Genomic DNA, 10,538 nt, shown 5'->3' on the forward strand with positions numbered 1-10,538 from the left:
GAAGTGGCCGGTGCATTCGAGCGCGATGTCGACGTTGAGTTCCTTGTGGGGAAGCTCGGCTGGATCCCTGACCGCGGTTACCTTGATCGGCCCGCGACCGGCGTCGATGGTGTCGCCGTTGACGGTCACCTCGTGGGGGAACTTGCCGTGCACCGAGTCGCGGCGCAGCAGATGGGCGTTGGTCTCGACCGGGCCGAGATCGTTGATCGCCACCACCTCGATATCGGTCCGCCCGGTTTCGATGATCGAGCGCAACACATTGCGCCCGATGCGCCCGAAGCCGTTGATCGCGACCTTCACAGCCATGACGTGCCCTCCTTGATGTGCCAGCCTGCACGAGTAGGATAATGCTTCCGGCCCGCTTATACAGGGCGCGTGGGGGCGGTCAATTTCGTCGGTGGAGGGTGGACTCGTGCAAAGCGACCGATGGGCGCCGCCGCCGCGAAGCTCGGCCAGGTCGTCCTCGGGCGATGGCGCGGGTCGGGTGATGCAGCGTCTCGTGCGTGGCTTGCGCCTGTCTTCAGCTGGACGTCTGGTGTCCGGTGCGGGGCTGAGGTCGTGTGACTGGAACCGGTGGCGAGGCAGTCGTGGAAACCTGATATGCCGGAGACATACGACGATCTGATAAAGGGGGCGGAGGCGGCTGCCCAAGCCGGCGGATACGAAGAGGCGAGGGAGCTTTACGCCAGGGCGCGGGCCATGCGACCGAGCTCGGCCGTATTGCTGACCCGCTATGCCGATGCCTGCATCAAGACGGGCCGGAAAAGGGAGGCGCTGGAGGCGCTGCGCAGGCTGCTGATGCTCGATCCGGCGAACCTCAGGGCCGTGATGGTGTTCACCTCCACGGCTCTGGCGATGGGCGAGTCCGACTGGGCATCGCATGCATTGCCGGCGCTTCGCGCGGAGCTTGGCAAGCTGGCCGCCTGGCCGGGTCGTGCGCTCGGTTCCTTTTCGGGCCGGGAATTCAGTCCCGAGGCATGGTTCGGCTGCGACCTCGAAGGCCTGACGCGAGACCAGGTTCGGCAGGTCCGCACGGCCAGGGACCTGATTTCATCGGGAAAGCTGGAGGAGGCGACCCGCCTGATCGAAGAGCTGGAGAAGGGCCTGGCGGACCATCCTGTCGTCCTGGAGTTGCAGGCCTTCGCGGCGACGAGGAGCAGCTACAATCTCGATGCCTACGAGAAATTGGAGCAGGCGCTGGCATTGGCGCCCGGCAGCCTCGCCCTGCGAGCCGGCCTGATCGCGGCCGCGGCGAGGGTCGATATGTTCGGCGTCGCCGAAAGGGAACTGGCCAACGTGCCTGCGGAGCATCGCGAGGACAGCTACATCCTGACAGCCGAGGCGGTGGCGTTATACCGGAGCGGCAAGCCGGAGGAGGCACTGGCGGTTCTCCGGCGCGTCGAGGATCGCCCCGAATTCCAGATCAAGGTAGCCGAATTGTCGGCCCTGTCGCTGATTGAACTCGGTCGTTTCGATGAAGCCCTGTCATGGCTCGAGAAACGGGCGAGCATGAGGCCGTGGTCGAACATTCCGTTCACCTACGCCGCGCTCATTCACCGCCTCGAGCCCGATGGCCGCCTGTTCGCGCTGGCCGAGCAGGCCATCGACGATCCGGACCTGTCGCAGGAAAACCGGGCCAGCGCCGCCTTTGCGCTGGCCAATGTGTTCTACGCTTCGGGCGATCATGAGGCGGCGATGCGCCGCTACGAGCAGGGCAATGCCCTGATCGACCGGATCTACGACGCGGGGGCGGAGGAGGCGGTCGTCGAGCGGCAGAAGCGCGTGTTCTCGCCGGCGCTGCTCGGCAGGGCCAGGGATGTCGAGCGCGGGCGCGGCGTCATCTTCATCTGCGGCTTGCCGCGGTCGGGCTCGACGCTGATGGCGCAGATGCTCGCCAGTCATCCGGAGGTCGTCTCGATCGGCGAGTCTCACTTGAGCTTGCAATGTTACGAGAAGGCCCGCGCGGCCGGCTATCCCGATGAGGCGGCGAACCTTTCGGACGATTTCTACGCGGAGCTGGGCCAATTCTATCTCGACTCCCTGCCGCAATACGCGAAGGACGCTCGCTTTGTGGTCGACAAGGAACTCTTGAAGTTTCAGTATCTCGGCTTGATGAAATTGATCCTGCCCGGCGCGCGCATCATCCATGCGCGGCGGAACCCTGCGGATGTGTGCTTTTCAATTTATCGGAGACTGTTTGGTGGCTTGCATTCATATGCCTACCGCCAGGAGACGATCGCGCATTTTCATCACCTGCACGACGAAATCATGGCGCACTGGTCCGCGGTGCTGCCCGACGACGTGCACGAGGTCCGCTACGAGGCCCTTGTCGACGATCCGGAGCACGAAGCCCGCAAGATGTTCCATGCCGCCGGCGTCCGTTTCCAGCCCGACTGCTTGAAACACCGACAGGCGCAGGGTGTCATCCAGACGTCGAGCGTCTACCAGGTGCGCCAGAAGATAAACCGCTCCTCCATCGATTCGTGGAAGCCCTTTGAGAAGGATCTGCGTGTGCTCCTCGAGGCTCTGGCGAGGAATCCGTTCGCCGGGAAGGGTGCCGAGGAGGCTGCCGAGGAGTCTGCCAAGCCTGGCTAGAGTCCGGCCGCGAAAGCGTGCGCACCCGAACGACCGCCCGCGAATACCGGTATGTATCAATGGCATGACTCGGTTGATCGTGTTATGGTTAACAACACGACAAGTTCCCCTTTCGAAACTCAAGTCAGCCTTTCGCACTCGCCAAGACAACGTCTTCCGTCCGGGGTGGGGGGCTATTCGAATTGAAACCTGCCATCGCCCGGGGGTGCGCGAATATGTCGAAGCTCGGATACGTCCCTCTTGCCGCCGTCCTGCTCTCGCTCGCCGCGTGCGGCGGCGGCAGCTCCGGCAATCGCTCGCTGGGCGGAGGAGCGGTGCCCTTCGATGGCTTCAGCAACGTGCAGCCGAACAGCACGGTGCAGCTTCAGGGCATTGGCCGCGTCGCCCAGTACGCGCCGAACGCGCGCAACACCGGCATCGTGCTCGACCCCAGCCAGCAGGTGAACGTCACCAGCACGGCCACCGTGGACGGCACCGGCACCCCGACCGCGCTCTCGGTTCAGACCGACCCGGCGAACCCGTTCAGCGGCGGCGCGACGCTGGGCCCGGCCGGCACCGGCGCTTCCTTCGACACCGCCAGCGGCGACAGCTTCACCGACGGCACCGTTGCGCTGGGGGCCGACGCCGCCGGCTTCGACGTCGCCAGCACCGCCGGCACGGACCAGATCGGCATCGTCGCCAATCCGGTCTCACAAAACTTCGAGTACCAGACCTTCGGCGTGTGGGCCAACGGCCTCGACACCAATTCCGGCGTCATGGGGGCGGCCTCGCTCGGCGTCGCCTCGCTGGGGGTGCCGACGAACGGCACCGCCAACTACAGCGGCACGGCGAACGGCATCTACGTCGATGCCAGCGGCACGGAGTTCTATACCTTCGCCGGCTTCACGGCCTCGGCGAACTTCGACACCAACTTCCTCCACGTCGCCACCTCGGGCACGCAGGCCATCAACGCCAACACGCTCTCCGCCTCCGACATGCACTCGCTGCTCGACTTCAGCGGCGATGGCCAGCCGACCCAGCCCTTCGCCGTGAACATCGCGAATGGCGCCACGCCGGCGACGCTCAGCGGCACCTTGAAGGGCCAGTTCTACGGGACGGCGCAGCAGGAGATCGGCGGCACCTTCGACATGACCGGCGCCCCCGGCCACTACATGGGCGCCGTCGGCGGCAAGACGCCGTGACGGCCCGCCGCAGCGGCACGGGGGCCGGCGGTGCGGGGCGGTGCGGGCGCGGCGGCTGACGCCGTCCGGCCCACGGTCATCGCCCTTCTCGCTGTGCTGGCGGGCGCGGCGGTCCCGCTCGCCCCCGCGCCGGCCGGTGCCGCGACCTACACCTCGCCCGCGCGCATCGAGGCGGGGTTCGAGGCCGGCCTGCGCGCGCTGGCCTCGGGCGACGCGCCGCGGGCCATCCGGCTGTTCCGTGCCATCCTCGCCGAGCACCCGGACCTGCCGCGGGTCCGGCTCGAGCTGGCCCGCGCCTACTTCGTGGCGCGCCAGTGGGAGGACTCGCGCCGCGAGTTCTTCGTCGTCCTCTCGGGCGGCGTGCCGGCGACCGTGAAGGCCAACATCCTGCGCTTCCTGCAGCAGATCGACGCCCGGCGCGGCTTCGACTGGACGCTCTCGCTCGGGCTCGCCACCTCGCCCGAGGCCGCGCGGCAATACGACACCGACAAGGTCAAGGTGAACGTGCTCGGCGTGCCGCTGCCGTTCACGCTCAAGCGCGAGCATGACGGGCTCTACGGCGTCGCCGCCAGCGGCAGCGCCGAGTACCGGGTCGAGCTTCCCAGCCCCGGCGACGGCCTGCGCGCCACCGCCTTCGGCCAGGGCTTCTTCAACCTGTTCGATGGCAATGGCGGCGGCGCCGACGACTACCGCCTCGGCGCGCGGGCGGGGTTCAGGGGCGCCTGGCCGCGCACCACCGCGTTCCTCTCGGGCGTCGTCTCGACGCGCTATTTTGCCGGCGCGCCCCTCGAGGACCGCGTCGCCGCGGAAACCGGCGTGGAATGGCGCAGCGCCTCGGGCCTGTCGCTGTTCGCATCCGCGGCGGGCGGCGTCGTCGACGACCACGTCTCCGACTTCCGCGACGGCACCTTCGCGCAGCTGCGCGCAGGGCTGGCGCACGCGATCGGCGGGCGCTCGCTCGCGGGGCTCGCCTTCGACGGCGAATGGCTCGACGCCAGGGGAGGCTTCGAGAGCTATGCCAACCTGGGCGGCGAGGTCTTCGGCCAGACCGATCTCGGCTTCGGCCTCGACGCCACGGCGCGCGCCTATTTCCTCAACCAGGACTACGCGGCGCGCATCCCCGCCCTGTTCGAGACCCGCAACGAGTGGGAATACGGCGTCGACCTCGAGCTGGCCAAGACCGACATCTTCCTGCTCGGCCAGTTCACGCCTTACGTGAAGGCCGGCTATTCGCGGCGCACCAGCACGATCAGCGCCTTCTCCTACCGCGAGGTCCGCTTCGAGGTCGGCATCGAGAAGGCGTTCTGAGCGCGGGCCGCGCGGCCGGCCGGGCTGCGTGCGGCGGGGCAGGGCGGCGACGCCGCACCGCCCTCGTGCCATCGGTCGGTCAGTTGGACTTGCCGCCCATCATGCCCGAGCCCTTCATCATGCCCTGGCCGCCCATTCCCTGGCCGCCCATGGTGCCCGAACCGTTCATCATCTTTTGGCCGCCCATCGTCCCCTGGCCGCCCGTCGTGCCCTGGCCCGAGTCGCTGTCCTCGTCCATGTGCTCGGCGATGTCGGCCGGGATATCGGCCTTGGTGAAGGTCTTCTGCACCTCGGCGTCGTGCACGAAGGCGACGATGTCGGCCAGGTCCTGGCCGGTGAACTCGATCTGGTGGCCTATCTCGTTTTGCTGCATCGCGATCATCGGCACCGCGCCGCGCCACATGCGGGCAAAGAAGTCGAACGGGTTCATCGGCAGCTTCATGGTCGAGGCGTCAAGATGCGGCGCGTCCGTGCCGCCCACCCCGTTGATCGAGTGGCAGACCACGCAGCCCTTGCTCGCGAACAGCTTCTTGCCGCGCTCGGGGTCCATGGTCGGCACCACCAGGCCGGGAGACAGGTACTTGGCCTGCTGGATGCCCGGCATCTGCGCCGTCGCCTTGTGGCCGGCGCCCGGCTGCATCGCGACCGCACCCGAGCCGGCCAGCCCGGCAGCGGCCGCGATCAGGGCGAATCTCGTCGTGCGTTTCATGCTTGCCTCCGCTTCTCGGAGCGGGCGGCGCAGGCTGCACCGGGTCGCGCAACGGCCGGCCGGCTCCCTCACTGCGCGCGACACTCCGCCCGCGGATGCGCGGGAACCATGATCTGGATCAAGGGCCGCAGGACTTTGCGCAGGTGCGCTGCAGGGCCGCACCCCTCACATCAGCGCCAGCGCCTTCTCCGCCACGGCCTCGGCGGTGATGCCGAAATGCCTGTAGAGATCGGCCGCGGGCGCCGAGGCGCCGAAGCTCTCCATGCCGACGAAGGCGGCCCGCTTCTCGCTGCCGCGCTCGCCCAACAGCCAGCGGTCCCAGCCTTGCCGCACCGCCGCCTCGACGCCGACGCGCACCGCGCCCGCGGGCAGCACCTTCTGGCGATAGCGCTCGTCCTGCGCCGCGAACAGCTCCCACGACGGCATCGAGACCACGCGCGCGCCCAGCCCCTTGGCCTCCAGGAGCCGCTTGGCGCCCAGCGCCACCTCGACCTCCGAGCCGCTGGCCAGCAGGATGGCGCGGCGCTTGTGGTCGGCCTCGGCCAGCACATAGGCGCCGCGCGCGGTCAGGTTCTGGTTGGTATGCCGGGTCCTGACCGTCGGCAGCCCCTGCCGGGTCAGCGCCAGCACGCTCGGCCGGCCCTGCGTGCTCAGCGCGATCTCCCAGGCTTCCGCGGTCTCCACCGCGTCGGCGGGGCGGAACACGGCGAGGTTGGGCGTGGCGCGCAGCATCGCCAGGTGCTCGACCGGCTGATGCGTCGGCCCGTCCTCGCCCAGCCCGATCGAGTCGTGCGTCATGACGAACACCACCCTGATGCCCATCAGCGCCGCCAGCCGGATCGCCGGCCGGGCATAGTCGGTGAAGCACAGGAAGGTGCCGCCATAGGGCACCACGCCGCCGTGCAGCGCCATGCCGTTCATCGCCGCGGCCATGCCGTGCTCGCGGATGCCGTAATGGATATAGCGCCCCTTGCGGCTGCCCACGTCGAACAGCCCCAGCCCCGCGGTCAGCGTGTTGTTCGAGCCGGTGAGGTCGGCCGAGCCGCCCACGGTCTCCTTCATCACCGGGTTGATGACCTCGAGCGCCATCTCGGAGGCCTTGCGCGTGGCGACCTTGGGCGCCTCGGCGGCCACGGTCTTTCTCAGCCCACGCAGCGCGGTGCCCAGCCGCTTGGGCACGTCGCCGTCCATCAGCCGCTCGAACTCGGCGCGGCGTCCCGGGCTCAGCGCCGCCAGCCGCGCCTCCCATTCGCCCCGCGCCGCTGAGCCGCGCGCACCGGCCTCGCGCCAGTTCGCGCGCACGTCGTCGGGGATCTCGAAGGGCGCATGGCTCCAGCCATAGGCCGCCCGCGCCCCGGCGATGTCGGCCTCACCCAGCGGCGAGCCGTGCGCCTTGGCCGAGTCCTGCTTGGCCGGCGCGCCGAAGCCGATATGGGTGCGGCAGGCGATCAGCGCCGGCTTGGCGCTGCGCCCGGCCCACTCCAGCGCCGCCTCGATCTCGTCGACATGGTGCCCGTCGATGGCGCGCGTCGCCCAGCCCGCCGCCGCGAAGCGCCCGATCTGGTCGGTGGTGTCGGACAGCGACAGCTTGCCGTCGATCGAGATGCCGTTGTCGTCCCACAGCACGGTGAGCCTGGACAGCTTCTGCCGCCCCGCCAGCGTGATCGCCTCCTGGCTGATGCCCTCCATCAGGCAACCGTCGCCGCACATCACCCAGGTGCGGTGGTCCACCACCTTGGGCCCGAAGCGCGCGCGCAGATGCTCCTCGGCAATCGCCATGCCCACGGCGTTGGCCAGCCCCTGGCCCAGCGGCCCGGTGGTGGTCTCGATCCCACCGGCGTGGCCGTATTCGGGGTGGCCGGCGGTGCGCGCGCCGAGCTGGCGGAAGTTCTTCAGCTCGTCGAGCGTCATGTCGGCGTATCCGGCCAGGTGCAGCACCGCATAGAGCAGCATCGAGCCGTGCCCGTTCGACAGCACGAAGCGGTCGCGGTCGGGCCAGCGCGGCGCCCCGGCGTCGTATTTCAGGTGCCCGTCGAACAGCACCGCGGCCACGTCGGCCATGCCCATGGGCATGCCCGGATGGCCGGACTGGGCGCGCTCGACCGCGTCCATCGCCAGCACGCGGATGGCGTTCGCCATGGCGAAGCGCCGCGGATCGGCGGTCTTCATGCTCTCGATTCTCGGCTGGATGTTCACTGTCTTCCCCGGGATGGCGACATCGGATGACGTCCTCGGATCGCGGCCGCGAGCGGCGCCGCGAACATGCTTCCCGGCGGCGGGGGAATCAAGCCGGGAATCCGATGCGTCCCAGTCCGCGATACCGGCCGCTATCGTTTGCACGCGATCCGTCCGCGATGATACTTGTGGTCGGGGGCGGTGCGAGGCATGATTCGACCAGCAGCCGTGCGGGGTCGAGATCGAGGCAAACGGGGGATGCGAGCGGAATGTCGGAACTGGATCAGGCGCTCGACCGGCTGAACGGCGCGGTGGTGACGCTGCTCGACGCCTCCAAGCGGGGCAAGGCCGAGCAGGGCGCCCACGCCAAGCGAATCGCCGCGCTCGAGGCCGAGCGCGACGCGCTGCGCACCGAGCTGGCCGAGCTGCGCGCCGCGCGCGAGGAGGACGCCCAGCTCCGCGCCGAGGCGGCCGAGGCGGTCAAGGCCGCGCTGGGCGACCTGCGCGCCCAGCTCGCCGCGCAGGAGCACGACACGGGCCCCCGCGCCGCCCAGGGAAGCCATTGAACCTGCGCCCTTGACCAGGGACGCCGCGAGGAGGCCCGCCATGTCCGAAGTCAGCGTCGACATCGCCGGCCGCAGCTACCGGCTCGGCTGCGGCCCCGGCGAGGAGGAGCATCTCTCGCGCCTCGCCGCGCTCATCGACACCGAGGCGCGCGGGCTCCAGCGCCAGTTCGGCAACATGCCCGAGGCGCGGCTGTTCCTGATGACCGCGCTGCTGGTCGCCGACCGCCTCGCCGACGCCGAGACCCGGCTCGACGAGCTCGAGGCGCGCGCCGACGGCCTCGACCCCGAGCGCGAGCACGCGCTGGCGGCCCGCGTCACCAGCCTGGCCGAGCACATCGAGAAGATGGCCACCACCAAGCCCGGCAACTAGCGCCCCCGCCGGCCGCACCGGGGAACCGCACAGGGGGGCACCGTGCGCTGGCGAGGCCTGCACCACGTCGAACTCTCGGTCCTCGACTACGATGCCTCCGTCGCCTTCTACGACGCGATGTTCGGCTGGCTGGGCTATCGCAGCTTCTGGACCCTCGATCTGGGCTACCGCTCCACCTACTACGTGGCGCGGCTGCCCATCCCGCACAGCTATATCGGCATCCAGCCCGCTCGCACCGGCGGCCGGCTCGACCACGTCGCGCACGCCACCGGCATCCACCACGTCGCGCTGTGGGCGCGCAGCCGCGCCGAGGTCGACGCCTTCCATGCCGAATTTCTGCTGGCAAGGGACGTGCCCGTCACGGATCCCCCGGCCGACTACGCGATCTATGCGCCGGGCTACTACGCCGTGTTCTTCGACGACCCGATCAACGGCATCCACTGGGAGCTGGCGCACACGCCCCGCATTCCCTCTCCGCTGGCCTATCTCCGCTGGCTCCGCGCGCTCAAGGCGGCGACCAGGGACCATCCCGACTGGCGCGCCGACCCCATAGCCGCTGCCATGCGCCCGCTGCCGGGGCGGGGCGCGCCGCGCGGCTGAACCGGCCTCGCCCCTTTTCAACGCCCTGCCGCGCCCCTATCTTGGCCCACGGCGGGTGCTGTCCTTCCCGTTCAGAGGCCAGAATCCTGCTGGCCTATTTCTTCTCGCGGGAGCCGGCGCTGCGACTGGCCGTGGCCTATCGCATCTGGTGCCCACCTGGTTAGCCAGGCTCGCGAGGATCTGGAGCCTCGACGGTCGCGACGGGCCCGCCACCCGCCTTGCACGCGCGCCGCCCGCGCGCTAGAGCCACCCTCCATGGACCCCGCCCCCGATCCCAAGGCCGCGCTGCGCCGCGCGGCGCTCGCGCGCCGCAAGGCCGCGCATCAGGCCGACCGTGCCGCCGGCGGCGAGGCCGCGATGGCCGCGCGCGACCACGTGCTGGCCATGCGGCTCCTGGCCGGCGCGCGCACCGTCTCCGGCTACCGCCCGATCCGCTCCGAGATCGACCCCACCCCGCTGATGCAGGCGCTCCACGCCGCCGGGCACCGACTGTGCGTGCCGGTGATCGAGGGCGCCGGCCTGCCGCTGCGCTTCCGCGCATGGCAGCCGGGCGCCGAGATGGTGGCGGGCGCCTTCGGCGCCGAGGTCCCGGCCCGGGGCGCCTGGCTCGAGCCCGACCTCCTCATCGCGCCGCTGGTGGCCTTCGACGCCGCGGGCCACCGGCTCGGCTATGGCGGCGGCTTCTACGACCGCAGCCTCGCCCAACTGCGCGCCCGGCGCCGCACGCTCGCCATCGGCCTCGCCTATGCCGCGCAGCAGGTCCCGGCGATCCCGCACGAGCCCACCGACCAACGCCTCGATGCCGTCGTCACCGAGGCCGGCCCGATCCTGCCCGGCCGATGACCGGGGTCCGCGAGGCCCGCGCCGCCGACGCGCAGGCGATCTGGCGCATCCTCGAGCCGATCTTCCGCGCCGGCGAGACCTATACGGTCGAGCGCGACATCGGCCAGGACGCGGCGCTCGCCTACTGGTGCGACCCGCCGCACCGGGTCTATGTCGCCGAGCGCGACGGCGCCGTGCTCGGCGACATAGAC

The 10,538-nt window shown here is 70.1% G+C and carries 11 protein-coding genes; 8 read left to right on the forward strand and 3 right to left on the reverse strand.

The features are described 5' to 3' along the window. The coding region (locus AC32QD_RS07450; RefSeq protein ID WP_492009859.1) for a glyceraldehyde 3-phosphate dehydrogenase NAD-binding domain-containing protein at window positions 1-306 on the reverse strand (306 nt) is incomplete at its 3' end. A gap of 294 nt (window positions 307-600) precedes the next feature. Between AC32QD_RS07450 and AC32QD_RS07455 the strand changes: the two genes are divergently transcribed. The 3 genes from AC32QD_RS07455 (at window position 601) to AC32QD_RS07465 (ending at window position 5,084) form a co-directional block, all read left to right on the forward strand. After that, complete coding sequence (locus AC32QD_RS07455; protein ID WP_492009860.1) at window positions 601-2,595, forward strand: sulfotransferase; 1,995 nt, start codon at window positions 601-603, stop codon at window positions 2,593-2,595. Between the two features lie 215 nt (window positions 2,596-2,810). After that, on the forward strand, window positions 2,811-3,776 hold the full coding sequence (locus AC32QD_RS07460) for a HupA family protein (RefSeq protein ID WP_492009861.1): 966 nt from the start codon (window positions 2,811-2,813) through the stop codon (window positions 3,774-3,776). Between the two features lie 30 nt (window positions 3,777-3,806). Beyond that, a complete protein-coding gene (locus tag AC32QD_RS07465; protein ID WP_492009862.1) occupies window positions 3,807-5,084 on the forward strand; it encodes a tetratricopeptide repeat protein in 1,278 nt (425 codons plus the stop codon). A 79-nt stretch (window positions 5,085-5,163) separates the two neighbouring features. Here the strand turns inward: AC32QD_RS07465 and AC32QD_RS07470 are convergent, their stop codons facing one another. Continuing rightward, window positions 5,164-5,793 (reverse strand): c-type cytochrome, encoded by a 630-nt coding sequence (locus tag AC32QD_RS07470; RefSeq protein ID WP_492009863.1) that lies wholly within the window; start codon window positions 5,791-5,793, stop codon window positions 5,164-5,166. Window positions 5,794-5,958: 165 nt separating this feature from the next. Next, window positions 5,959-7,962: a transketolase gene (tkt, locus tag AC32QD_RS07475; RefSeq protein ID WP_492009864.1), complete on the reverse strand. Its 2,004-nt coding sequence runs from the start codon at window positions 7,960-7,962 to the stop codon at window positions 5,959-5,961. Between the two features lie 275 nt (window positions 7,963-8,237). On the opposite strand from tkt, the gene AC32QD_RS07480 reads away from it, so the two are divergent. The 5 genes from AC32QD_RS07480 to AC32QD_RS07500 all read left to right on the forward strand — a co-directional run. After that, window positions 8,238-8,534: a hypothetical protein gene (locus AC32QD_RS07480; protein ID WP_492009865.1), complete on the forward strand. Its 297-nt coding sequence runs from the start codon at window positions 8,238-8,240 to the stop codon at window positions 8,532-8,534. Between the two features lie 40 nt (window positions 8,535-8,574). Beyond that, the gene (locus AC32QD_RS07485; RefSeq protein WP_492009866.1) at window positions 8,575-8,904 is read left to right on the forward strand and encodes a cell division protein ZapA; all 330 of its coding nucleotides are present in this window, start codon (window positions 8,575-8,577) and stop codon (window positions 8,902-8,904) included. Window positions 8,905-8,946: 42 nt separating this feature from the next. Then, window positions 8,947-9,504: a VOC family protein gene (locus tag AC32QD_RS07490; RefSeq protein WP_492009867.1), complete on the forward strand. Its 558-nt coding sequence runs from the start codon at window positions 8,947-8,949 to the stop codon at window positions 9,502-9,504. 255 nt (window positions 9,505-9,759) lie between these two features. After that, a complete protein-coding gene (locus AC32QD_RS07495) occupies window positions 9,760-10,347 on the forward strand; it encodes a 5-formyltetrahydrofolate cyclo-ligase (RefSeq protein WP_492009868.1) in 588 nt (195 codons plus the stop codon). Continuing rightward, on the forward strand, window positions 10,344-10,538 hold a 195-nt coding region (locus AC32QD_RS07500), incomplete at its 3' end, for a GNAT family N-acetyltransferase (protein ID WP_492009869.1). The genes AC32QD_RS07495 and AC32QD_RS07500, both read left to right, overlap by 4 nt.

Source organism: Thermohalobaculum sp. (assembly GCF_058622915.1).

Excerpts from the sequence above, each read along its gene's own strand:
- AC32QD_RS07455 (WP_492009860.1), top strand. The coding sequence starts at position 601 with ATGCCGGAGACATACGACGATCTGATAAAGGGGGCGGAGGCGGCTGCC.
- AC32QD_RS07460 (WP_492009861.1), top strand. The coding sequence starts at position 2,811 with ATGTCGAAGCTCGGATACGTCCCTCTTGCCGCCGTCCTGCTCTCGCTC.
- AC32QD_RS07470 (WP_492009863.1), bottom strand. The coding sequence starts at position 5,793 with ATGAAACGCACGACGAGATTCGCCCTGATCGCGGCCGCTGCCGGGCTG.
- tkt (WP_492009864.1), bottom strand. The coding sequence starts at position 7,962 with ATGAAGACCGCCGATCCGCGGCGCTTCGCCATGGCGAACGCCATCCGC.
- AC32QD_RS07480 (WP_492009865.1), top strand. The coding sequence starts at position 8,238 with ATGTCGGAACTGGATCAGGCGCTCGACCGGCTGAACGGCGCGGTGGTG.
- AC32QD_RS07485 (WP_492009866.1), top strand. The coding sequence starts at position 8,575 with ATGTCCGAAGTCAGCGTCGACATCGCCGGCCGCAGCTACCGGCTCGGC.
- AC32QD_RS07495 (WP_492009868.1), top strand. The coding sequence starts at position 9,760 with ATGGACCCCGCCCCCGATCCCAAGGCCGCGCTGCGCCGCGCGGCGCTC.